The organism is Pantoea sp. PA1, from assembly GCF_056856975.1.
This window is the reverse complement of the sequence record NZ_JBXGEE010000001.1, coordinates 1,653,425-1,677,601: the sequence shown is the minus strand read 5'-3', so window position 1 is coordinate 1,677,601 and position 24,177 is coordinate 1,653,425. Positions and strand designations below refer to the sequence as shown.

Below are 24,177 nucleotides of genomic sequence, written 5' to 3'. Positions count from 1 at the left end.
GAGAAACTGTCATGGACGACACTCCTCTCGCCAGACCCTTTTGATCTCCCCTCAGCCTGAACGATCATCGCGCAGCCAGCCCTGTTGATCAGGACTGGCCAGACGATACCCTGTTAAAAACTTTCCCAGCTGCTCTCTGCAGAAGCCTTAAGCGGCACGGCCGGTACAAGGCGAGGCGCTGAAGCCGGCGCGGGGCGGCTGACGGCGTGCTGAGCACCAGAGAGGCGGAAGACCGCCACCGTTTTTTCCAGCTCCTCTGCCTGTGCTTCCAGTGAACTCGCTGCGGCCGAGGACTCCTCAACCAGTGCGGCGTTCTGCTGGGTCGTCGTGTCCATCTCTGCCATCGCCACGGCGATCTGGGAGATCCCCCGGTTCTGCTCGTCCGAGGCCGCAGCGATTTCGCCCATGATATCTTTCACCTGACTGACGGAGCGGACGATATCATCCATGGTGGACCCTGCGCGTTCTACAAATCCGGACCCTTCACTGACCCGGTCCAGTGACTCACGGATCAGCGTCTCAATCTCTTTGGCCGCCAGCGCGCTGCGCTGTGCCAGATTTCTCACTTCACCCGCGACCACCGCAAACCCGCGTCCCTGTTCACCGGCACGTGCGGCTTCGACCGCGGCGTTGAGCGCCAGGATATTGGTCTGGAAGGAGATGCTGTTGATGACGTGAATGATTTCACCAATTTTGCCCGAACTCTGGCTGATGTTGTTCATTGTCACCGTCACATCACGGATGATCTCGCCACCACGACCGGCATTCACTGACGCCTCTGTCGCCAGCTGACTCGCATGATGCGCATTTTCCGCATTCTGTTTAACCGTCGACGACAGCTCTTCCATACTGGCTGCGGTCTGGACCACGGCCGCAGACTGCTGTTCTGTACGGGAGGAGAGATCGGTATTGCCTGCTGCGATTTCCGCTGAGGCACGTGCCACGCTGCTGACGCCGTCACGCACGTTGGTGATGATGTTCTGCAGGCTGCTGTTCATGGCATCGACCGCCAGCATCAGCTGACCGAATTCATCGCCACGTGTTGTGGTCAGCGAGGTGGTTAAATCTCCCCCGGCAATACGCTGCGCGGCGCTCAGCGTCTCTTTCAGAGGCTGGGTAATGCTGCGGGTGATCCGCCAGGCGATCAGCAGACTCAGTACCACACAAATCAGTGCGGCAAAGGCAATGCGCCACTCTGCCTGTTTAATAAATTCCGCAGAGAGTTGCGACTGGAAAGCGAATGTATCGGAAACCGCCGCATTAAGACGCTCAGCGCTGGTGGTCAGACCCGCCGACTCACTTTTCTCTTTCTCTGCAGCATCGACATAGCGCATTAACGCCTCGCGCTGCTGCGCAAGGGTGCTGAGAACCGTGCGGGACACCTCGTTAATTGCAGGCTGTGCAAAGCTGTCCAGCTGCTCACTCAGCGTGGTGATCGCCGTGAACTCCTCAACAACCGACGCTCTGCTGGCCTCAGACGGTTTTTCCAGGAACGCCTGTTCAATGTTTGCGGCATCAAACAGCGCGGCGGCCAGACGTATGACCGGTAATCCGGCATCAGGGGTCAGTGCCAGATCCAGCGACTCCGACTGATGCGCAAGGGCAATCAGGGCGTCCGGTTTAATGGCATCAAAGACGTGAGATGTGGTCTGTGCGGCGGTGACAAATTTCTGTCGCTGCTTCTGATAATCGTTAAGCAACTGCCCCATCAGCGCGACTTTCTGCTGACCGAGTTCGTCCCACTGAAAGCCACTGAGGCGTTGATACAGCGTATCCAACTCCTTCAGCGCGTGTACGTTACGGGCAGCAAATTCAGGGTCTTTGGTGTACTGGTAGAGCGTGCGGTTAAGGCGCGCATTACTTAAGGTGTTTACCATCTGAACGGTGATGGTGCGTCGTGCCGAGTTATCTTTGATACGACTGAAGCAATCGAAAGCGAGCCAGGTAATAGCCAGAGAGGCGGCGATGACGATGATAAAACCGGCACCCAGTTTTTTCCCAATTTTAATACCGGAGATGTGTTGAGCAAGGCCCATAAGTTTCACCTTTAATGAGGTTTCTGAAGCGGGAGAGAGGCGATTAAATAATCTCTGTCATCTTCTTCTTATCGTCAGGGTGGGGTGAAGCTTTAATAAAAATTATATATTTCAGTTTATCTTCTTAATTAGAGTTCCATTGTTTTTAAAGGGAATAATAAGCCTGCTAATTTGGGGTTGCTTGTAAAAAATATTGATTTCATTATTAAAAACAGAATTGTTTGCGCAAAATTTCTTTACGTTAACTGAAGAAGACTTTATTGATTAAGATCAATTTATTTAAACCTTAAAAAGTATCAGTCACCAGCAGAGGTGAATCTGTTGCACAGCAGTGATCAATGCAATGCTGTTCATGCTCACTCTTTTGACTGTCTGACTCACTACGGTATTCACGGTTGGCCATTATTCCTTGCCTGTCACTTTCTGCACACCCACCCGACTCTCTGCATTGCCGGATTTCAGCAAAATATTGCCGTTTTAAGCATTTGTGATCGCTGTCTGTCTTCACTGAGAATGAGAACAGAAGGTTAAGAGGATGATAATAGTGCTGAAGAGCAGAGTTAATCCGCTCTTCAGGACTGACAATAAATCACGATGATTTTTCCCTCTGGGGGAACATTTTAATTATCAGGAGAAAGGTTCCAGTGAAAATTACAAAAGGCATAACCCTTTTCGCGTTCGCGATCGGTGCACACACCAGCTTTGCTGCCGAACCTTCGGTTCCGACCGAAATCAGTCTGCATGTCAGCGCCGATCCGGCGTTGAAAAGCCTGATACCTGATGATTTCCTTAAACGTGGCTACATCATCGCAGGCACTAACCCCAATACACCGCCGACAACATTTTACAAAGAAGACAACAAAACCCTCGCCGGTCGCGAAATTGACATCATGAATGCGGTAGGGGAGCGTCTGGGCATTGCCGTGCAGTGGCGTGACACTGGTGGGTTTGACAATATTATTCCCGGTCTGAAAACCGGACGATACGACGTGGCACTGTCAAACATCAACGCCACGCCGACCCGTCTGAAACAGATCGATTTTGTCGGTTATTACAACGCCAGCCTGCTCGGCATTATTGCGCGAAAAGATGCCGGCATTACGCCTTTCAAATCGCTCAGCGATGTCTGCGGGAAAGAGGTGGGGGCGGGATCCGGCACCACGCAGGTCACGCGGCTGGAGGAAGCCAGCAAGGCCTGCGAGGCGGCCGGTAAACAGCCGATCAAAGTAGCGATTTTCCCGGATCGCCCGGCGGGCGTGCAGGCCGTAGTCAGCGGGCGTGTTCCGATGTTCCTGGGGCCTTATGAAGGACTGCTGTGGCAGGTTAACGTCATCAAACCGCTGACCATGAGCGGAGAAATCACCGTCAGCGATGCCCCGGTCTCTGTCGCGTTTCCAAAAGCTTCGCCGCTGGAACCCGCCGTGCAGGCCGCACTGAACTCCTTAATTAAAGATGGCAGCTACCGGAAAATCCTCGATAAGTGGGGCATCGGTTTTGGTGCCGTGACCGAAGCCCGTCGCAACGAAGAGATTTTTAAATGAGTGAAATTCAGGACCATACCAACGAACTGAAAATCGTCGGTAAACGCTACTACGGACGCTGGCTGAGTGCGCTGGTCGTGCTGTTATGCCTGGCGGCGATGGCGCATTCTATGGTGAACAATCCCCGTTTTGAGTGGGGCGTGATAGCAGAAAACTTTACGGCTCCCTCTATTCTGCAGGGGGTGCTGATGACACTGCAGCTTACCGCAATTTCGGTGGTGCTGGGATTTGCATTTGGCACGCTGCTGGCGCTGATGCGCCTCTCATCCAATCCGGTGCTGGTCGCAGTGAGCTGGGCTTACACCTGGTTTTTCCGCGGCGTTCCGATGCTGGTGCAGCTGTTTCTCTGGTACAACATTGCCGCACTCTACCCCCGAATCGCACTCGCCATTCCGGGGCTGGGAGAGATCTGGAGCGCGCAGTCTAACGCGCTGGTCAGCCCCTTCAGTGCGGCGGTCATCGCCCTGGTGATGCATCAATCCGCTTATGCCGCAGAAATTGTGCGTGCCGGTATCCAGAGCGTAGGCAATGGCCAGATTGAAGCTGCGCGCGCGCTGGGCTATCGCCCGGCACAGATTTTTCGTCACACCGTGTTACCGCAGGCGATGCGTGCCATTCTGCCCCCCGCGGGCAACGAAATCATCGGCCAGCTGAAAACCACCGCAGTGGTGTCCGTTATCTCTCTGCAGGATGTGCTGTTTTCAGCGCAGATTATCTATCAGCGCACCTATGAAGTGATTCCGCTCCTGCTGGTCGCGACGCTGTGGTATCTGCTGATGACTTCGGTGCTGTCGGTGGGCCAGTACTATGTGGAGCGTTACTTTGGGCGTAGCGTCACGCGGCGTGAAAAGCGTCGTGCGTGGCTGGCTATGCCGCGCTTTTCACTGCCGAAAACGCAAAGGAGCGTAAGCAATGGCTGAAGCAATCGCCCTGCGCAGGGTCACCAAGCGTTTCTCCGGTGTGACCATCCTCGACGATGTAAATCTGGATATTCCTGCCGGATCGGTCACGGTGATTCTGGGACCTTCCGGCTCCGGTAAATCCACCCTGCTGCGCTGCATTAATCATCTTGAAAAACTGGATGGCGGCACTATCCGTATTGATGGCGAGATGGTGGGTTACCGACAGAAAGACCAGGCGCTGCATGAACTCAGCAGCCGTGCGGTTGCGCGCCAGCGTGCCGGGATTGGCATGGTGTTCCAGCAGTTCAATCTCTTCCCGCATCGCACCGTATTGCAGAACATCATTGATGCACCGATGCGGGTGAAAAAGCAGTCCCGCCAGCAGGCGACCAGTAAAGCACTGGCGCTGCTGAAGCAGGTAGGATTGGCGGGGCGCGAAGCGGAGTGGCCGCAGAATCTCTCTGGCGGTCAGCAGCAGCGTGTGGCGATTGCCCGTGCGCTGGCGATGGATCCGGGCGTGATGTTGTTTGATGAACCGACATCCGCGCTTGATCCTGAACTGGTGGGAGAGGTCCTGCAGGTGATTAAGCAGCTGGCGCATTCCGGGATCACCATGGTCGTGGTCACGCATGAAATCGGCTTTGCCCGGGAGGTTGCAGACAATATTGTCTTTATGGAGGGCGGCAAAATTGTGGCGGCTGGCCCGACGCAGCAGGTACTCGACGATCCGGACAATGGACGTGTCAGAAACTTTATTGCAACGGTGCTCTGAGCACCGTTTCTTTTACAAAGGCAGAAATCAGGATGACGCAGAAATCGGTTATGCACAGCGCCCACTGGGGGGCTTTTCAGGCAAAGCGCAGTGGCGAACATCTGCTGATTGAGCCGTTCCGGAGCGATCCCGATCCGAGTCCGCTGTTGCAAAACTTTCATCGTGCGCTGAACCACCCGGCACGGGTGGCCCGGCCGATGATTCGACGCGGCTGGCTGGAAAACGGACCCGGCCCGGATCGGCGCCGTGGGGCAGACGAGTATGTGACGGTCAGCTGGGAAGAGGCGACGCAACGTGTAGCACAGGAACTTAAACGGGTCGGAAATGCGTATGGGCCTGCAGGGATTTTTGGCGGCTCCTACGGCTGGTCAAGTGCAGGGCGCTTTCATCATGCGCAAAGTCAGGTGCATCGTTTTCTGAACACAACACTGGGCGGCTATGTGCGCTCGGTGAATAGCTACAGTTCCGGAGCGGCCTCGGTACTGTTACCCCACATTGTCGGCGACATGAATGAAATCGCGCGACGTGGCGTAAGCTGGGAGGAAATTGCGCATCACAGCGAGGTGGTCGTGGCATTTGGCGGGCTGGCGCTGAAAAATGCGCAGGTGGCCAGCGGCGGTCTGAGTGAACATACCGAGCGTGGGTTTATGCAGCAGGCGGCCCGGCGCGGCACACGGTTTATCTCAGTCAGCCCATTGCAAAGCGATCTGCCTGAGGAGGCGCAGGGCGAGTGGCTGGCACTACGGCCTGGCACGGATGCCGCATTTATGCTCGGTGTGCTGTCGGTGCTGATCGCCGGGGGATTAACCGATGAGGCTTTCCTGGCTCGCTACTGTGTCGGCTGGCCGCAGATGGTGGCTTACCTCTGCGGCAGAGAGGATGGGGTGGTGCGTGACGCGCAGTGGGCAGCCAGCATCTGTGGCATCAGCAGTGACCGGATAGCGCAGTTCGCGCGACAGCTAGCAGGTAAGCGCGTTCTGGTGACGGTGGCCCATGCCTTGCAACGCGCCGAGCATGGCGAACAGCCGGTCTGGCTGGGTCTGGTGCTGGCAGCGGCGCTGGGGCAGCCTGGGCTGCCTGGTGGTGGCTTTACCTATGCACTGGGGGCGCTGGGTCACTATGGCAAACACCATAACCTGGTCAGTTTCCCGGCCCTGCCACAGGGAAAAAATGGCATCGACCTCTTTATTCCGGTGGCCCGTATCGCCGATATGCTGCTCAATCCCGGCGCATCGTTTGATTACAATGGCCAGCGGCTGACCTATCCACATATCCGTCTGGCTTACTGGGCGGGTGGCAATCCTTTTCATCATCATCAGGATCTGGCCCGGCTGCGTCAGGCATTTTGCCAGCTGGATACGCTGATCGTGCATGAAAGTGCCTGGACCGCCAGTGCGCGTCACGCGGATATCGTTCTGCCCGCTACCATGACGCTGGAGCGCGAGGATATTGGCGGCGCCCCCACCGATCGCCATTTAATCGCCATGCATCCGGTTGCTGAGCCTTATGGTGAAGCGCGCGATGATTACACAATTTTTCGTGAGCTGGCCCGGCAACTCGGCAGGGAAGAGGCGTTCAGCGAAGGACGGGATGCGCGTGGCTGGCTGCAGCATCTTTATCAACAGCTCCGGGAGAAACTGACTGCTCACCAGGTGCAGACCCCTGAATTCAGTGAGTTCTGGCAGCAGGGCATGCTGACGTTACCTCAGCTCAAAGACGGGGGACGAATGATCAATGCGTTTCGCGCCAATCCCGACGGCGCGCCGTTGCCAACACCCAGCGGTAAAATTGAGATTTTTTCGGCGAAGATAGCCAGCTTTGGTTATGAAAACTGCCCTGGCCATCCGGTGTGGCGCGAACCACAGCAAAAACCCAGTACCGACTATCCCTTCTGGCTGATAGCCAATCAGCCTGCGACACGCCTGCACAGCCAGCTCGACTTTGGCGATTACAGTCAGGGGGCCAAACGGGGCGGGCGGGAGGTCTGCAGCCTGAATCGCCAGGATGCCGCCGCGCTGGGCATCGCGGAGGATGACATCATTGAACTCTACAACGAACGGGGCCATGTGCTGGCCAGCGCACGCCTCACGGATGGCCTCCTGACCGGCGTAGTTCAGCTGCCAACAGGCGCCTGGTACGATCCGATCGATCCCACGGCGGCCCGTCCGCTTTGTCGTCACGGTAATCCTAATGTCCTCACCCTGGATGTCGGGACATCATCACTCACGCAGGGGTGCAGCGGGCAGATTACGGTGGTTCAGGTGCGTAAATATGCCGGAGAGGTGACACCGGTGCAGGCTTTCATCCCACCACACGGGTCGGTTCAGCGAGTCAGTGCCTGAGCCAGTTGCTGCAGATCTGCCGTTGAACGCAGTTCACTGGCGGCCAGCAGGTCAGGCGAGCGCCTTTTTAATGCCCGTTGCAGTTTACGGTTAACATCGACGCCCTCCGCCAGTGACTGCTGGCGCGTGCGGCGCTGATGAAGCCGGGTGCCATCCCTGAGTGTTAGTGTGACGTCATGAAAGCGCAGAGCAGGATTGATCGCATCGGGCGGCGCATTGTCATCCGGGGCGCGGCGGACCCGGGCGGCCAGTGGCATAATCTGATGATTGAGCGCGCCTTCGGCAAAATCTGACAGACGCAGATCGCCATAGATCAGCATAGCGGCAATCACATATTCCAGGCTGAACCGCGCTTCAAGGCCGTTAAGGGGATGCTGAATCGACGCGGCGATATCACCTCCCGGGGGAAAGGCAACGGTGATCGCTTCAATCTGATTCAGCAGGCTATCGAGCGGGTTTCCGGCTTCCAGCCACTGCTGACGCAGTATCCGTGCGGCCTCTGCCGCGCTGTGCGTTCCCGCGCAGGTCGGAAAAGGTTTAAATTCCAGGCCGGGCGAGCTAATCCGCCAGGGCATACCCCAGTTCTCCAGCAGTTTCTCCGGTTGTGCCTGACCGGCACTGGTGGCGGTCAGAAAGGCCTCCAGCACTCCCTCTTTACGGCCATCGATGCCGGCCAGCGTCAGCTGAGCCGCTACCACTGCGCGCTCTGCCGCGAAGCCAGCGTGCAGCGGTTTAACCGCGGAGCCAAACTGCGCACGCAAGCCACTCGCCTGCGTCGTGGCAATGCCCAGCAGAGTCGTGGTGGCAACGCTATCCAGCGCCAGCAAACGAGCCAGTGCCGCTGCCGCGGCCACGGTGCCCAGTGTCGCTGTATTGTGGTAGCCCAGCGCATAGTGCTGCTGGCTGACAGCCAGTCCGAGACGGCCCGCCATCTCCACGCCGCTGACATAAGCATCCAGAAACGCGTTCAGGCTTGTCGGCTGGTCGTGCTGCCAGGCGAAAAGGGCTGGCAGGATCACTACGCTGGGATGACCGCGAAAATCGGCATGAAAATCATCGTAGTCCAGCGCATGCCCGGCATAGCCCAGCAGCAGCGCCTGCGAGCGCACGCTTCCGTCATGATACAGGGCGCGCAGGGCTGGCAGGCCGCTATCCGGCACGTCACCCTGTAATACCGGCCAGCTTACCGCCAGAAAATCCTGCACGCCTTCACGTGCGTGCCTGCGCGCAGTCGCATCAGGCTGGCTGTTAAGCAGTTGGTCCGCCAGTGCCGCACTCAGATTCATTGTGATCGCTCCGGGGAGATCAGTGCTGCCACTGCCAGGTCGGCGAGATAATGTGCTGTCGGCAGCAATACCGCATCATTGACGCGAAAAGCGGGATGATGCAGTGCATAAGGTTCACCGGTGCCCACCATGATGAAGGCGCCCGGCAGTTGCTGCTGATAAAAGGCAAAGTCTTCGCCGATCGGACTGGCTTCCACCACGCGTGCGCTGAGTCCGCTTTCCTCCGCCTGCCGTAATGCAAATGCCGCCCAGTGGGCATCATTCACCACTGAGGGTGGCCCGGCATGCCAGTTAAAGCGGACCTGAGCATCAAAGGCCGAAGCGATACCCGCTACAATACGCCTGAAGCGCAGCTCAAGCTGCTCACGCGTCTGTTGTGAGAATGTACGCACCGTGCCCTCCAGCCAGGCACTCTCCGGAATGACATTCCAGGTACTGCCGCTGTGTATCTGGGTAATGGAGACCACAGCGTTATCGGCAGAGGGGGCATTGCGGCTGATCAGGGTCTGCGCGGCTGAGATGATCTGCGCAGCGATAACAATCGGATCGTTACCCTGGTCGGGTTTAGCGGCATGGCTGCCCGTCCCGGTAATGGCGATGTCAAAACGATCCACCGCAGCGGTCAGCGGTCCGGGTCGGGTGCCGACTGCGCCCGCCGGCAGTGAGGGATCGTTGTGAAGACCAAAAATTGCGACGGCATTGTGCAGTGCGCCGCTGGCAATCACTTCAGGTGCGCCCTGACCAGTCTCCTCTGCAGGCTGAAAAAGAATCCGTACCCGGCCCGGCAGCGCGGATTCCTGCTGTTTTAACAGGATCGCCGCGCCCAGCGCCGCCGCGCTGTGAAAATCGTGACCGCAGGCGTGCATTACGCCGGGACGTTCGGATTGATAGCTGACGCCTGATTGCTCTTCGATCGGCAGCGCATCGATATCGGCCCGCAGCACGATTAACGGTCCTGGCGATTGACCAATCTCTGCGACCAGCCCGGTTTTCAGCGGCAGGTTAACAATACGTATCTGATGTTGCTCAAGTTGTTTACGCAGACGGGCTGTGGTTTCAAACTCCTGATTCGACAACTCCGGAAAACGGTGCAGTTCATGGCGAAGAGCGATCAGCTGTTCGCCCAGGGTTGCAGAGATATCACGACTCATAACGGCTTTCCTTATGCGGCTGTCTGGCGGCGAAGCCAGATATCATGTGCCGCCGGGTCCAGAATTTTTTTCATATAGAGGGTGAGGTGGCCTTTGCCAAGATCGCGGGTATGGATCGGCTGAAAGCCTCGCTTCAGGTACATCTCTTTCAGCCAGGGATGCTGGACGGCGGTACCGAGGGAGACCGCAGGCGCGCGCAGCTGACCTGTCAGAATCTCCCGCTCAAGCCAGTCCTGAATCTGGCGGCCATAGTGGTGACCGGAATGGTCGGGGTGGGCGCCAAACCAGCCGATATGCGGCAGCCCAAAGGGACCCGGCAGCGGCCCCCAGGGATAGCGAACGGTGACAGAAGCAACCATCTCCTGGCTGGCATAGAGCGCATAGACGCCGTGAGACCGGAGATGCTGCTGTGCCATGCTGCGGTCGGCAGTGGCGGCATCAAAGTTAATACCCATAGCTTTTACGGGCGCGTACGCGGCATGCATCAGCGCCAGATACACGTCCACTTCATCCTCTCTGACCTGACGAAAATTGAGTTGCATAATCTTTACCGGAAAACCGCCCAGTGGACGGCTAATTAATTCAGCCAGAATGAGAGAGTAACAGTAAAATGCCGGGTCTCTATATGTGAAAAATAACTAATCTCATGCAGATTTGTGAATATGAATTCACCGGTTTTTGATTGATTAAATTGTTATTTACCGTACTATTTAAAAAAGAAAATATGAATAAAATTTTCTGGTTAACTCGCTGTAAATAATACGTTTATTCTTATATCTTTGACTCAGGATGCCGCTGTGTTAGCCATTATTTCTCCGCGTGCTTATTTGCATGAGGCGGGCCTGCGCAACCGCGTCGGTCAGTTAATTAAACCTTTCGCCACGCAGATTCATATTCTGACTTCACCCCATGCCTGGCAGGCCGTTAATCCGGAATTAAGTCAGAGTCTGGAAGCGGAAGGAATTCGCTTCCAGCTGAACTATTTACCCGGCGAATGTACTGAACAGGCCATCGCCAGCGTAAAGCAAGCTATCGAACAGCAGGGAGCAGAACTTTTACTCGCGATTGGGGGGGGGCGGGTACTGGATGCAGCGAAAGCCGCGGCCAGCCAGCTACCGGGGCTGACGCTAATCAACTTCGCCACCCAGGCCGCCACCTGTGCCGCCTGGTCACCGGTAGCGATCATTTACAACGAGGCAGGCGGGCATCTGCGCAGCCAGCCTCTGGCAAAAATGCCTGAGCAGGTGCTGGTGGACAGTGAGGTGATTGCCCGTAGCGACGTACGCTACCTGAAAGCGGGGATCGTCGATGCGCTGGCAAAATATTATGAGTTTCGCCCCTATCAGCAGCACAACCCGGATGATCTGGCGCTGGATCTGAAGATGATGAGTGCGCGGCAGGCTCTGGACATTTTTCTGCAGCAGGGCGATGCCGCTCTTGCGCATTGCCAGCAGCAGCGGGTGACGCCGGAGCTGGTGAAGGTGGTTGATGCCACTATTGTGCTCGCCGGGCTGTCGAACAGCGTGCGCGACGTCCTGCCGACGCCGGGCTTCGCCCATGCCATTCATAATCGCCTGACGCACCAGCCTGAGTTGCATCACTGGCTGCATGGGGAAAAAGTGGGTTTCAGCCTGCTGGTGCAGTCACTGATGGAAAATGAAGGCGAAGCGGATGCGGAGTTGCTGGCCCTGCTACGCCACTACGATATGCCCTTGCGTCTGCCGGCCTTACCGGGCGATCGCCAGACCGCTTTGCGCACGCTTGCGCAGCAGGTAACGTTTCCCGCTGCCTCCGCAGAGCGCCTGCCGTTTAACGTTTCTGCCGGTGCGCTGGAACAGGCGCTCCGGGCAACCGATGCCCTTTTTTAAGTGCGTGCTGCGGCGCGCCTTTTCACTTTAAAGACCAGGAACCGTTTATGAATGATGTAGCGTCTGTGCGTCGCCTGCGGCTCGGCCTGTTTGTTCAGCCGGTGGGTCAGCACGTCAGCGGCTGGCGGCTGACAGAACAGCTCGGCGATCCCACCGACATCGACTGGCTGATCACGCTTGCTCAAAAAGCCGAAGCGGGTAAGTTCGATCTCTTCTTTGTGGGTGATGCGCTGGCGACCAGCATGTATCGTCTGCCGTCGACGATGGCCCGTCTTGAACCGCTGACGATGCTGGCAGCGCTGGCGGTTAACACGAAACGTATTGGTCTGGCGGCGACCGCATCCACCACTTTCAGCGATCCCTTTACGCTGGCACGCAGCTTCTCATCGCTGGATCACATCAGCCGGGGGCGTGCCGCGTGGAACATGGTGACCTCGTTCTCCACTGACGTTGCCCGTAACTTCAGCCGCAGCGATATGCCCGATCATGCTTCGCGCTACGCCCGGGCGCGGGAATTTCTTGAGGTGGCTTACAAACTCTGGGAAGGGTGGGAAGCGGACGCCGTTCAGCCTGACAAAACGACCGGAAGCTATTTTGTCGATGAGAAAATCAGGTCAATTAATCACCAGGGTGAGCATTTTCAGGTGCAGGGCCCGTTAAACATTACCCGTTCGCCGCAGGGACGTCCGGTCATTATTGAAGCGGGTTCTTCTGCGGATGGTCAGAAGCTGGCGGCAGAGACCGCAGAAGTGATTTTTACCGCCTCAGCTACCCTGGAAGAGGCGCAATCCTTTTATCGGTCACAGAAGGCGCAGGTGGTGGCTGCCGGTCGTCACGCAGATCAGGTGGTTATTATGCCTGGCGTAATGCCCATTATTGGCCGCACGCGCGAGGAAGCCAGAGCGCTGTGGAAAGAGCTGAATGCGCTGGTGGATATTGAGAATGGGCTGCGTCAGCTCTCACTGCGGTTCAGCATGGATCTCAGTCACTATCCGCTGGACGGGCCAGTGCCGGAGGTGCCGCTGGGCGAGGGGAATCAGAGCCGCGTCAAACTCATGACCGATATGGCGAAACGCGAGAACCTGACGCTGCGTGAGCTGGCCGCCATTGCTGCCGGTTCGCGCGGGCACCGCGTGATTGTCGGTACGGCTGAAGATATCGCCGACGATTTTCAGCTGTGGCTGGAGCAGGGCGGCGCAGACGGTTTCAATATCATGCCCGCCATCATGCCAGAGCAGCTGGATCTGTTTGTGGCGCTGGTTATCCCTGAACTGCGTCGTCGCGGGCTGTTTCGCGAGGAGTATGAGTTTGCCACACTGCGGGAGAATCTGGGACTGGCGGGGCTATAAGGAAGAGGATTCATCACCGCAGGCGGCCTGTTGTTTCTGCCGCCTCTCTGTCTAAAAGCCTTACCCGTATTTGCTCATATACGATATTTTTTAAACTCACCTTTACGCACGCGAGCTTACATGAATGTCAGACTATAACTTTTACACCAGGGGCAGACACACGGTTGCAGTGAATCGATCAGACGTCACCCGTGCCGTCGCGCTGACGGAGCAGGGGTATAAAAAACAGTTTGAGGAGGTCCGCGCCCCGGATGAGCAGCAGGCACTGACACGGCTGGCAGATATGCGCAGAAACCAGGATATCGATCAGCATAACTTCCTTGCCGGTGCGGCGACGATGCCATTGATCGGTGTACTGACCGCGCTGGCAACTTTTCTGTTCTGGCGAAAAAAGCGCTGAAGTGAACCGGCTTCATTTTGCAGAAGCCGGACTAAGAGAGAGCATAGCGTCAGTAAGAAGGCGCATATTCTGCAACCGCTTACCATCCAGTTTCAAACCTTCCTGATTTATAAGCCCGCTCAGTCAGCCCGATCGGGCTTTTTCATTTAGTGTAGCCATCCCCTGAGCCGCACCCTTATCTGATCCGGCGTGGGTCGCAAAACAGTGAAATTATTATGCGTTCTTCATTGATAAGGCGGAATACCTCTCGCTGTTCGCGCCAGGGACGCATGCATTCCGGCTGATTCTTCATCACACTCGATTATCGCTTTACACCTATATAGCCCCTGAACTATATTGATAAGGATATCTTGTGTGGATGGTTAAAACGACCGACAGGTTTGATCGCTGGTTTAGCTTACTTAATGACACCGACCGTGCCTGTGTGCTGGCTGCATTAATGGTATTGCGGGAGAAAGGGCCGGGCCTGGCAAGACCTTATGCAGATACGCTCAGAGGTTCAGCCTATATCAATATGAAGGAGCTGCGTATTCAGAGCCGGGGCGATCCCATCAGGGCATTTTTTGCTTTTGACCCGAATCGTATTGCGGTCGTGCTCTGTGCCGGAAATAAGGCCGGCAGCGACAAACGCTTTTATCGGGAGATGCTTCCGATTGCCGATCGGGAATTCACACACTGGCTGAACACCTTTAAATATAGGGAGTAACGTGATGGGCAGAACGCTGGAACAGCTTATTGCGGATGAAAAACCGGACGTCGTTGCTGACGCTGAGGGGAAGGCAACGGATATCCTTCTTAACATATACCTTGCTGAACTGCGCGAAAAAGTGCAGAAAACGCAGGTTGAAATGGCGGAAGCGCTGGGCATCAGACAACCTACCGTTGCCGGAATGGAGAAACCAGGCCGTGACCTGAAGCTCTCAACCCTGAAACGCTATGTTGATGCGGCAGGCGGTAAACTGCGCCTGGTTGTGGAACTGCCGGACGGCTCACACTACGGGTTTGAGGTGTAATCCTCCCGCCCTGGAGGACCTCCCGTATTGCCCGGAGAGAGAAAGCAAAAAGCCCGCTCAGGTTTCCCTGAGCGGGCTTTTCTGAAAGGCTGATATTTAGTTCGATGTAATCTGACTAATAATCACACCCTTAATACTTTTGTTTTCAAAAAAATACTGGAGGCAGTTCATTTGAGTAAAATCACCATAGTTTTTTGTGTTAGTACAGTACTGGACTATATTTCCATCTGGTTTGTTCAGGAAGATTGACGAGATCTTTTCAAATGAAGCATCCAGTAAAGGCGTTCCCTTGATTGTAATGCTCAAATGACCCTTATAAGGAGAGCAGTTTCCTTGTTGCTCTGTCCTGGCAATGGCAATTGATGTTACATCCCCATGTCCCATCTCATTATCAGAGATAAACCAGTAGTTAACACCTTCAGAAGCGAGGCACAGCCACGATGCATGGTTGTCTTGATTAACAGTCACGCCAGTCGTTTTTGCCATGTCTGTAAGTCTGCTTAATTCCATCGTATAAACATTATCTCCGACAATAATACTCGGCACTAAGCTTTTGTGAGTGTCGTAGTCAGAGATGGATGAATCGTCCTGGTAGTAGCTGGCACCAAAACCTTCCATCTGCGTAGCCGTCGCAACGCAGGATGTTACGCAAAGAGCAAAGAGGAGATATTTCATTTCACCTTTAGCTCCGTGTCACCGCTAGCCCAAATGCTTTTTCTGACGCTGAGTGGGGCGATAATACAGCCTTCTGATGAATCCAGTGGATGCTTTTTACTTGCACCATGAATACGGAACGCAGAACGTCCACACATAGAGTTACTCAGATTGGGTGTAAGGTTGAGCGTGTATTTTCCTGTATGGGCTGAGTTATGAGGAGCTCCGATTGTATAAGTGCCTCTGGGAAGTGGACCTTTACCAATGACACATTCCTGAGAGCTATCATTCTTATAACCTGTTGCACCTGCGTAATCTGCTGTGTGCTTTTCACCATTACGGGTGAAGGTGTGTGTTGCTACATCGTATTCCCACGCCATTATGCAGCCCGTCCTTTCCATGAGTCAGAGTGAATAATATTGCCATCCAGATAGTGCCACGTAATTTTCTCGTAAGCTAAATCTACATATTCAAAATAATCATGTCTTTCCCACTGAGGATTTTTTATATCCATCATGAACGGCTCAATTTCTGTTACCTTCACATTCTCCAGTGTAGTTATGAAATATTCCTCTTCCTGCCCGTTATAGTTTATTCGGTAGAATTTGAATACGGCCTTTTTAAGGGTTTGACCAGAAGAGAGCGCTTTATACAGATAAGAAGATGAACTATCGACGTTTTTCATAAATGCATATGAGCTATGTAAACGTTTTGCTGTAGCTTTTCCCGTCAGGGGATCGATAGGTTGTTCTACAGAGTGCATCAGTTCGCTTACCTCGATGCTTCCCTCTCTGCCACTCGCATCAACACTACCCTTTATTAGTGTTCCACCATCATCTTCAATCCATAAATAAACCGGAACAGCCATTCGACAAACTCCCTTGTCAGGATAAAGAGGGAATTATCTTCATGGTCGCCTTAAAAGGTAAAATGTTTATCAATTTTTAATTGATAAAGGTCAATTAAATGCTGAGTGATACGCAAAGAAAGAATAACAGACTCATATTAAGGGCATTTGCGCTTCCATTTTCTGCCACGCCCTGTATGAACAACACCCTTATCTCCCATCGCCGGAAAGACTCAGGTTTCAGGACGCTTCCATACGGAATCACCCGAATCATTTGACCATTTTGTTTTCGTGTCAAAACCGGCTTTGGCCACTATAGCGAAGCAGCGTGTCTTATCACATCTGGCCTTTAGCTCTTCATTCTAAGCATCAGGGTCGATGCCTTGAGCAAGAAGCCTTGTGGCCTCACCAGGCCATTGTCTCGCATCAGCAAGTGAAACAGCAGGGTAAACACCGACAGAGAAGATTTTTTGCTCTGATATCAGTCAGTGACATGAAAACCCCCCTCGTTTGTTGCTTAAAGGGGAAATCGAACCCGCATTCCCAGCATTTTTATCATCAAAGGACAGGGCTTCGAGTGGTTTTTAGTGAACGAGGGTGAACGTGAAAGAAGGAGTAACCCATAGACAGAAAGCAAAAAACCCGCTCAGGTTTCCCTGAGCGGGCTTTTCTAATTCTGGCTCCTCTGACTGGACTCGAACCAGTGACATACGGATTAACAGTCCGCCGTTCTACCGACTGAACTACAGAGGAATCGCTTGAACGGGGCGAATATTAGCGGCGCCGATCCCGCTTGTCAAAGCCCTGTTTAACGAAATGCGTTCGGATGCTCGTAAAAGCAGCGGATTGGTGAATTTTTCCCGAATCTGCTGGCTTTTCAAACTGCCAACAGGATCTCACTTTGCGGGCATTTCTCTGCAGATGTTAGAGGCATGTCAAAGTTTTGTTCTTTGCCGATGTCAAAACAGCCGTTTCAGTGCTTTTATGATAAAAATTTCAAAACGAGATTTTATGGAATAAATAAACTGCTTAGCGTTACGGTCGCCACTTTTCCCGGAAACTGAAACGGCAGGTCGGAAGTAACTGTTTGCAGATCAAGTGATTGTGAAAAGGAGTGGTCGATCACAAAAATAGCCAGAAGCCGAAGTCTAACCTCAAAATTCCCGAAACAGACGCCAGACAGGCTGGGTGAATGTAAAAGATATTTTTCATTCGCGGTCACAGCCGCTGAGCAAGTTAACAAATAAGAAGGGTCCCTATGAACATCAAAAAAACGATTGTCGCCTCACTGTTAGCCTGCATGTTACCTGCCGCGGTTATGGCAAAAGATATTTCGGTCGGCGTCTCAATGGCGCTGTTTGATGACAACTTCCTCACCATTCTGCGCACGGCTATGCAGAAAGAGATGCAGAAAGATGGCGTTAAAGGGCAGGTTGAGGATGCAAAAGGCGACGTTTCACAGCAGCTGCAGCAGGTGCAGAACTTTATCGGTCAGGGTGTCGATGCCCTGATCGTCAACCCGGTCGACACCAACGCGGTAAAACCGATTATGGATCAGGCGAGCAAAGCGGGTATCCCGCTAATCTTTGTTAACCGCCGTCCAGGAGCTGAACTTACCGGCAAAATGGCCTATGTGGGGTCCGATTCAGAACTGGCCGGGCGGTTACAGATGGAAGCACTGGCTAAAGCAATGAACGGCAAAGGCAACGTCGCCATTCTGATGGGTGACCTGGCGAATGAATCGACCCGCGACCGTACCAAAGGTGTGGAAGAAGTGGCCGCTAAATATCCTGGCATCAAAATTGTTCAGAAGCAGACCGCCAAATTTACCCGTAACGACGCGGTGGATGTGGTCAGTAACTGGATGACGGCCGGTGATGAAATCAATGCTATCGCGTCGAACAACGATGAAATGGCAATCGGTGCGCTGCAGGCACTGGGTAAAAACCCGAACAAAATCCTGATTGCTGGCGTCGATGGTACACCGGATGCACTGCAGATGCTGAAGCAGGGCAAGATGGTCGCCACCGTCTTCCAGGATGCGAAGGGGCAGGGCGAAGGCTCGGTGCAGACGGCGATCAAACTGGTGAAAGGCGAACAGGTTCAGAAAATTATCAACATCCCTTACCAGCTGATTACCAAAGAGAACATGGAACAGTTTACCCAGCGTAACCTGAAATAATCGTTCCCGACTCAGCCTGACGGAGGTGATGTATGAACGCGTTTGCGCTTGAAGCCGAAGGCATCAGCAAGTTCTTCCCCGGCGTGAAAGCCCTCGACAACGTCTCGTTGCGGGTGCGTCCGGGAACGGTACATGCCTTGATGGGCGAAAATGGCGCGGGCAAATCCACTTTAATGAAGTGCCTTATCGGGATCTATCGTCCCGATAAGGGCACCATCAAAATTAAAGGGGAGCCGGTGCAGTTTCACGACACCATGGACGCGTTGCGTTCCGGCATTTCGATGATTCACCAGGAGCTTAACCTGGTGCCCTACATGACCGTCGCTGAGAATATCTGGCTGGGCCGCGAGCCGATGAAATTTGGTTTTGTCGATCACGCCCGGCTCAATCAGGTGACACAGGAGCTGCTCAACCGCCTGAATATCCGCCTGAAAGCCGATCGGATGGTGGGCGAACTGAGCATCGCCTCACAGCAGATGGTCGAGATTGCCAGAGCGGTCTCCTGGGACTCGGACGTCGTCATCATGGACGAGCCCACCTCCGCGCTCACGGAAACCGAAGTGGCGCATCTCTTCACCATCATTCGCGACCTGCGCGAGCAGGGCAAAGCGATCATCTACATCAGTCACAAGATGGATGAAATTTTCACCATCACCGATGAAGTCAGCATTTTCCGCGATGGCAGCTGGATCGCCAGCGATCAGACGGAGAAGTACACCCGCCAGTCGTTGATCACCCAGATGGTCGGGCGTGAACTGACCCAGCTGTTTCCGAAATTTAACAGCGCCATTGGCGAAGAGGTGCTGACGGTGCGAAACCTCACCTGCAAAGATCGTTTCACCGATGTCAGCTTCAGCGTGCGGCGCGGAGAGATCCTCGGCGTCGCCGGGCTGGTGGGCGCCGGTCGCAGCGAGGTGATGGAGAGTCTGTTTGGCATGGAGAGCTTCGACAGCGGCGAGATCTTAATTGATGGCGTACCGGTGACGATCGACTCGCCGTCCACCGCGATCGAAAAGGGCATGGCGTTCCTGACCGAAGACCGTAAGAAATCCGGACTCTTTCTGGTGCTTTCGGTGATGGAGAACATGAGCATTGTCAATATGCCGGAGTACAGCGGTAAAAGCGGCTTTGTCAGCCATGTGAAGATGGCGCAGGACTGCATGGACCAAATCCGCCGTCTCAATATCAAAACCCCGACCATGGATCAGATCATCAATAACCTCAGCGGCGGAAATCAGCAGAAAGTCCTGATTGCCCGCTGGCTGCTGGCTCAGCCGAAGATTCTGATTCTGGACGAGCCGACCCGTGGCATTGACGTCGGCGCAAAGGCGGAGATTTACCGCTTAATCAGTGAACTCGCCAACCGTGGCGTGGCGATCATCATGGTCTCCTCTGAACTGCCGGAAATCCTTGGCATGAGCGACCGGGTGATGGTCATGCACGGCGGGCGTATAACCGGCATCCTCGATAAAGAAGAAGCCGATCAGGAAACCATTCTGTCGTTGGCATCCGAATGAGGCGCGAAACCACTATGAGCAATATGAAAGTTACTGCCACCCCGGCAGCCCCGCAGCAACCCTCTTTTTTTGCCAGTCTGCGTCATAAGCTGCCGAAAGATACCGGCATTTTTGTGGTGATGGTGGGGATTGCACTGATTTTTGAAATGTTCGGCTGGTATGTGCGTGACCAGTCTTTCCTGCTCAACACCAACCGCCTGATCCTGATTGTGCTGCAGGTGGCGATTATCGGGATTATTGCCGTCGGCGTGACCCAGGTCATCATTACGACCGGCATCGATCTCTCCTCCGGTTCCGTGATCGCCCTGGCGGCGGTGGTGGCTGCAAGTCTGGCGCAGACCTCCGACAGTCTCTCGCCGATGTTTCCCTCACTGGTCAATATGCCCGCGGTCATCCCGGTTGCTGCCGGTATCGGGGTCGGGCTGCTGGCAGGGCTGGTCAACGGGGTGCTGATTACCCGCACCGGTATTCCGCCCTTTATCGCCACGCTGGGTATGATGGTGTCGGCTCGCGGCCTGGCGCAGTACTACACTCAGGGCAATCCGATCAGCTTCCTCTCTGACGGCTTTACCGCCATAGGCCAGGGCGCCATGCCGGTCGTGATTTTCCTGGCGGTCGCGCTGCTGTTCCATATCGCCCTGAAACATACCCGCTACGGCAAATATGTGTATGCCATCGGCGGCAACATGACCTCGGCGAAAGTCTCCGGGATCAACGTTAATAAGTATCTGATCATTGTCTACACCATTGCGGGTGCCCTGTCGGGTCTGGCCGGTGTGGTTCTGGCGGCGCGCGTCAGCAGCGGTCAGTCAAGCATGGGGATGTCCTACGAGCTGGACGCCATTGCCGCAGCCGTTATCGGTGGCAGCAGTCTGATGGGCGGCGTCGGGCGTATCACGGGTACATTGATTGGTGCGGTGATCCTCGGCCTGATTAAAAGCGGATTTACCTTCGTGGGTGTCGATGCCTACATTCAGGACATTATTAAAGGGATCATTATCGTGGCCGCCGTCTCTATCGATATGCATCGCAACCGCAAAAAACGCTGACCGGCAACCGTTGCCCTCTTTAGCGACAGGGAGAGGGCAGCGCCTGCTGTTTATCCATCACGGCGCTTCATGATAAGAAATCCCGCTGATAGCGGTTACATTGTTTTCAGGCCTGTTAAGCCGCAATGCAGGCCAGACAGGCCTTCAGCCGATGTCATGCCCTTTCACTGCACTAAAACTGTACAACCCGTCATCACTTTTCTGCACACCCGCCTCGCAGCAAATGCACTGTCACAGTGCGTCCGGGCGGTCTGGCTTCCCGGCTCAGCCATTCCCGATCCTTATTAACCCCTAAGAGGTAATCAGAAACGCTTATTTTCCGGGCCGTTAGGAAAAATCCTGAGCCTGGTCAGGGAGCGAGATTTAAACCTGGCCTGCATCTTGCAAAATCCCTCTCATCAGGCGAAGGACGCAGATCCTATTCGCTATTCAGGGCTAGTGACGGAGGCAAGATGAATTTAAGACGACTGAAATACTTTGTGAAAATCGTCGATATCGGCAGTCTGACGCAGGCAGCGGAAGTGCTGCATATCGCCCAGCCTGCACTCAGTCAGCAGGTCGCCACGCTGGAGAATGAACTGGATCAGCAGTTACTGATCCGCACCAAGCGGGGCGTCACGCCGACAGAGGCCGGTAAGATTCTCTACGGTCATGCGCGCACCATTCTGCGCCAGTGTGAGCAGGCCCAGACGGCGGTCATCAATGCCGGTCAGATCCTCAGTGGTCAGGTTTCAATTGGTCTGGCACCAGGCACCGCGGCCTCTTCGCTGACGATGCCGCTGCTGCAGACCGTTCGCGATCAGTTTCCTGAAGTCCTGGTCTACCTGCACGAAAACAGCGGCAGCGTACTGAATGAGAAAGTGATGTCCGGTCAGCTGGATATGGCGGTGCTCTACGACCGCGCGCCCACAGCCGGGATCAACAGCATGCCGCTGATGAAAGAGGATCTCTATCTGGTGGGCGCCACCGACTGCCCGGGTGCCAGTGTCGATCTGGCGGATGTGGCGCAGATGAGCCTGTTCCTGCCGCGCGACTACAGTGCGGTGCGTAAGCGGGTTGATGAGGCGTTCTCCCTGCGTCGCCTGAGCGCCCGCATTATCGGTGAGATTGAATCGATTTCTACCCTGACCGCCGCCATTTCCAGCGGCATGGGCGTAACCGTATTACCGGAATCCGCCGCCCGTTCGCTGGTGGGGTCGACGGATGCCTGGATGGCGCGCATCAACAGTCCCTCACTCAGCCTGCCGCTGTCGCTGAACATCTCCGCGCGGTTGCCGCTGTCGCCTTCCGCACAGGCGGTGAAAAACATCCTGCTGTCGCTGCTGAACACGCCGCTGAACGAGGAGCGGGAGCTGATGTTAGTGAGTTAATGGTGGGGGGTTGCCTGCCAGGCGGTGGGCCGGCTCTGAGAAGGTTTCGCCCGCCAGGCGTGAGGGAGTTTCAGTTCGCCCGTGCAGGCGGACGCGTCAAGGGGCGGACGCCCGCCCCTTAACAATCCCGGCGTCCGGCAGCCTCCGCGCCCCGCGTTGCGGGGTACCTTCGTCACGCCCTGCGGCCGACGGACCGTCCGGACTCGCCATCCCTGGCTCGTGCCGTCCTCTCGCCGACGTCCTGTCGGCTCATCCTGGCCTCCGGTTGCTCCTCAGCGCGCCGGATGCCTCTCCCACACCCCCGCCTTTAATCTCTTCGTTTCTCCTGAATGGAGCGTCGTCTGCTGGCCTGAAGGCTAAGGCAGTCTCATTAACTCACCGCGATAAGAAAGCCAGATAAATTGAAGAGATAACAGCGGGGAGGGAGGCCGTCTGAGCCGCTGAGCGGATGAGGGATTTCAGGACGAGCGACAGGGATGTCGCGAAGAGGCGGGTTCGCGCCAGGGATGGCGCGTCCTGCCGGTCCGTGAGAAATCCGGAAGAAGCGAAGGGACCGCGAAGCGGCGGTGAGGCAGGCCGGAGCGCGGGGTCAAGGGGGCGCGGCGACTGGCGCCCCCTTGTCGGTCGCCTGCAGAGGCGAAGCTGAAACTGCCCGGTTCACCCGGCGAACGAAACCTGCTCATAGCACGTTCGCGCAGCGAACAATCCCTGTGCCCCCACCACGCAACGAACACCACTCAAGCCCGCCCTGCCAGGCCAGTCTTCTCACCGCATTCACGCAACGAACAACCCCACCTCTTTATTCCCTAAAGTCATAAAGCCAAATTTTTTAGTATTTCCCGTTATCAATAATAGTTCTTACCATCACAGAATCAGATTATGTAAAGGGAGGTAAATACCGTGAATTTCCAGCAGCTTAAAATTATCCGCGAGGCGGCCCGCTGTGAATTTAATTTAACGGAAGTCGCTAACACGCTCTTTACCTCCCAGTCGGGTGTGAGTCGGCACATCCGGGATCTGGAAGATGAACTTGGCGTGGAGATCTTTATCCGCCGCGGTAAACGTCTGCTGGGGATGACCGAGCCGGGTAAGGCGCTGCTGACCATTGCCGAACGCATCCTGGATGAAGCGGGCAAAGTCCGCCGCCTGGCCGATGTGTTTACCAATGAAACCAGCGGTATCCTCACTATCGCCACCACCCATACTCAGGCGCGCTACAGCCTGCCGAAGATCATCAAAGCGTTTCGCCAGCTCTATCCGAATGTCCGGCTGGAACTCAATCAGGGCTCCCCGCAGGAGATTGTATCGATGCTGCTGGCGGGAGAGGCAGATGTCGGCATCGCCAGTGAGATGCTGGTCAACAACAGCAGCCTGGCGGCCTTTCCCTGGTTCAGCTGGCACCACGCCTTACTGGTGCCGAAAGGGCATGAGCTGGTACAGAACCAGCCCGTTTCGCTGAGCACCCTTAGCCGCCATCCCCTTATTACCTACCGGCAGGGCATTACCGGCCGTTCCCGGGTGGATCGCGCCTTCCAGAGCGCCGGTCTGAAACCGGACATCGTACTCAGCGCTCAGGACTCCGACGTGGTGAAAACTTACGTTAAGCTCGGATTAGGCGTCGGGATTCTGGCCGACCAGGCGTGTGAAACCGAAGAGAGTGAAGAGCTGGTGCGCATTGATGCCACCCATCTGTTTGATGCCAGTACCGTCTGGCTCGGCCTGAAGCGCGGTCAGCTGCAACGCAACTATGTCTGGCAGTTCCTGGAACTCTGCAACGCCAACCTGTCACTGGAGGAGATCAAGCGTCAGGCGCTCTCGTACAGCAGCGACGACGAGCCGGTTATCGACTTCCAGATTTAATCACTCCGCGCATCCGCCTGGATGCGCCGGGTTTCCCC

21 protein-coding genes, 1 tRNA gene and 1 pseudogene are annotated in these 24,177 nt (G+C 55.3%); 14 read left to right on the top strand and 9 right to left on the bottom strand.

What is annotated here, in order from left to right; all coding sequences use genetic code 11:
• Positions 1–113 precede the first annotated feature (113 nt).
• Positions 114–2,036: a methyl-accepting chemotaxis protein gene (locus AC1V0D_RS08260; RefSeq protein ID WP_482907231.1), complete on the bottom strand. Its 1,923-nt coding sequence runs from the start codon at positions 2,034–2,036 to the stop codon at positions 114–116.
• A gap of 644 nt (positions 2,037–2,680) precedes the next feature.
• Here AC1V0D_RS08260 and AC1V0D_RS08255 point away from each other — a divergent pair.
• Genes AC1V0D_RS08255 through AC1V0D_RS08240 form a run of 4 tightly spaced genes read left to right on the top strand, consistent with a single transcriptional unit; the run spans position 2,681 to position 7,593 of the window.
• On the top strand, positions 2,681–3,577 hold the full coding sequence (locus AC1V0D_RS08255) for an ABC transporter substrate-binding protein (RefSeq protein WP_009089380.1): 897 nt from the start codon (positions 2,681–2,683) through the stop codon (positions 3,575–3,577).
• Complete coding sequence (locus AC1V0D_RS08250; protein ID WP_009089381.1) at positions 3,574–4,497, top strand: amino acid ABC transporter permease; 924 nt, start codon at positions 3,574–3,576, stop codon at positions 4,495–4,497. The genes AC1V0D_RS08255 and AC1V0D_RS08250 overlap by 4 nt, the downstream gene beginning before the upstream one ends.
• Complete coding sequence (locus AC1V0D_RS08245) at positions 4,490–5,251, top strand: amino acid ABC transporter ATP-binding protein (RefSeq protein ID WP_009089382.1); 762 nt, start codon at positions 4,490–4,492, stop codon at positions 5,249–5,251. Before AC1V0D_RS08250 ends, AC1V0D_RS08245 begins: the two co-directional genes overlap by 8 nt.
• Positions 5,252–5,283: 32 nt before the next feature.
• Entirely contained in the window at positions 5,284–7,593 is a 2,310-nt protein-coding gene (locus AC1V0D_RS08240) for a molybdopterin-dependent oxidoreductase (RefSeq protein ID WP_482907230.1), read from the top strand.
• Here AC1V0D_RS08240 and AC1V0D_RS08235 read toward each other — a convergent pair.
• Genes AC1V0D_RS08235 through AC1V0D_RS08225 form a run of 3 tightly spaced genes read right to left on the bottom strand, consistent with a single transcriptional unit; the run spans position 7,575 to position 10,572 of the window.
• Complete coding sequence (locus tag AC1V0D_RS08235; protein ID WP_009089384.1) at positions 7,575–8,879, bottom strand: MmgE/PrpD family protein; 1,305 nt, start codon at positions 8,877–8,879, stop codon at positions 7,575–7,577. The two genes, AC1V0D_RS08240 and AC1V0D_RS08235, sit on opposite strands and share 19 nt — an antisense overlap.
• Positions 8,876–10,030, bottom strand: a complete 1,155-nt coding sequence (locus AC1V0D_RS08230; protein ID WP_482907229.1) for an amidohydrolase — start codon at positions 10,028–10,030, stop codon at positions 8,876–8,878. The genes AC1V0D_RS08235 and AC1V0D_RS08230 overlap by 4 nt, the downstream gene beginning before the upstream one ends.
• Before the next feature lie 11 nt (positions 10,031–10,041).
• The gene (locus AC1V0D_RS08225) at positions 10,042–10,572 is read right to left on the bottom strand and encodes a GNAT family N-acetyltransferase (RefSeq protein WP_009089386.1); all 531 of its coding nucleotides are present in this window, start codon (positions 10,570–10,572) and stop codon (positions 10,042–10,044) included.
• 255 nt (positions 10,573–10,827) lie between these two features.
• Here AC1V0D_RS08225 and AC1V0D_RS08220 point away from each other — a divergent pair, with 255 nt between their 5' ends.
• From AC1V0D_RS08220 to AC1V0D_RS08200, 5 genes are all read left to right on the top strand, one after another.
• Positions 10,828–11,898, top strand: a complete 1,071-nt coding sequence (locus AC1V0D_RS08220) for an iron-containing alcohol dehydrogenase family protein (protein WP_482907228.1) — start codon at positions 10,828–10,830, stop codon at positions 11,896–11,898.
• Positions 11,899–11,945: 47 nt separating this feature from the next.
• Positions 11,946–13,247 (top strand): LLM class flavin-dependent oxidoreductase, encoded by a 1,302-nt coding sequence (locus tag AC1V0D_RS08215; RefSeq protein WP_482907227.1) that lies wholly within the window; start codon positions 11,946–11,948, stop codon positions 13,245–13,247.
• A gap of 169 nt (positions 13,248–13,416) precedes the next feature.
• Entirely contained in the window at positions 13,417–13,647 is a 231-nt protein-coding gene (locus AC1V0D_RS08210) for a hypothetical protein (protein WP_369750590.1), read from the top strand.
• A 352-nt stretch (positions 13,648–13,999) separates the two neighbouring features.
• Entirely contained in the window at positions 14,000–14,353 is a 354-nt protein-coding gene (locus AC1V0D_RS08205; RefSeq protein WP_267371436.1) for a type II toxin-antitoxin system RelE/ParE family toxin, read from the top strand.
• Between the two features lie 4 nt (positions 14,354–14,357).
• The gene (locus tag AC1V0D_RS08200) at positions 14,358–14,660 is read left to right on the top strand and encodes a helix-turn-helix domain-containing protein (protein ID WP_482907226.1); all 303 of its coding nucleotides are present in this window, start codon (positions 14,358–14,360) and stop codon (positions 14,658–14,660) included.
• A 96-nt stretch (positions 14,661–14,756) separates the two neighbouring features.
• On the opposite strand, the gene AC1V0D_RS08195 is transcribed toward AC1V0D_RS08200, so the two are convergent.
• The 5 genes and pseudogenes from AC1V0D_RS08195 to AC1V0D_RS08175 form a co-directional block, all read right to left on the bottom strand.
• Complete coding sequence (locus AC1V0D_RS08195) at positions 14,757–15,335, bottom strand: hypothetical protein (protein WP_482907225.1); 579 nt, start codon at positions 15,333–15,335, stop codon at positions 14,757–14,759.
• A complete protein-coding gene (locus AC1V0D_RS08190) occupies positions 15,332–15,694 on the bottom strand; it encodes a tlde1 domain-containing protein (RefSeq protein WP_154927679.1) in 363 nt (120 codons plus the stop codon). Before AC1V0D_RS08190 ends, AC1V0D_RS08195 begins: the two co-directional genes overlap by 4 nt.
• Positions 15,694–16,182 (bottom strand): type VI secretion system tube protein TssD, encoded by a 489-nt coding sequence (gene tssD, locus AC1V0D_RS08185; protein ID WP_476639585.1) that lies wholly within the window; start codon positions 16,180–16,182, stop codon positions 15,694–15,696. Before tssD ends, AC1V0D_RS08190 begins: the two co-directional genes overlap by 1 nt.
• 215 nt (positions 16,183–16,397) lie before the next feature.
• Positions 16,398–16,637: pseudogene (locus tag AC1V0D_RS08180) on the bottom strand (integrase arm-type DNA-binding domain-containing protein); the annotation flags it as partial.
• 201 nt (positions 16,638–16,838) lie between these two features.
• Positions 16,839–16,914 (bottom strand) — tRNA-Asn (locus tag AC1V0D_RS08175).
• Positions 16,915–17,419: 505 nt separating this feature from the next.
• On the opposite strand from AC1V0D_RS08175, the gene AC1V0D_RS08170 reads away from it, so the two are divergent.
• From AC1V0D_RS08170 to cbl, 5 genes are all read left to right on the top strand, one after another.
• Positions 17,420–18,343, top strand: a complete 924-nt coding sequence (locus AC1V0D_RS08170) for a sugar ABC transporter substrate-binding protein (protein ID WP_009089392.1) — start codon at positions 17,420–17,422, stop codon at positions 18,341–18,343.
• A 32-nt stretch (positions 18,344–18,375) separates the two neighbouring features.
• Positions 18,376–19,860 (top strand): sugar ABC transporter ATP-binding protein, encoded by a 1,485-nt coding sequence (locus AC1V0D_RS08165; RefSeq protein WP_046102148.1) that lies wholly within the window; start codon positions 18,376–18,378, stop codon positions 19,858–19,860.
• A gap of 23 nt (positions 19,861–19,883) precedes the next feature.
• Positions 19,884–20,909, top strand: a complete 1,026-nt coding sequence (locus AC1V0D_RS08160; RefSeq protein WP_181161923.1) for an ABC transporter permease — start codon at positions 19,884–19,886, stop codon at positions 20,907–20,909.
• Between the two features lie 452 nt (positions 20,910–21,361).
• Positions 21,362–22,279: a nitrogen assimilation transcriptional regulator NAC gene (nac, locus tag AC1V0D_RS08155; RefSeq protein ID WP_009089395.1), complete on the top strand. Its 918-nt coding sequence runs from the start codon at positions 21,362–21,364 to the stop codon at positions 22,277–22,279.
• Between the two features lie 900 nt (positions 22,280–23,179).
• A complete protein-coding gene (gene cbl, locus AC1V0D_RS08150) occupies positions 23,180–24,139 on the top strand; it encodes an HTH-type transcriptional regulator Cbl (RefSeq protein ID WP_009089396.1) in 960 nt (319 codons plus the stop codon).
• Positions 24,140–24,177 lie beyond the last annotated feature (38 nt).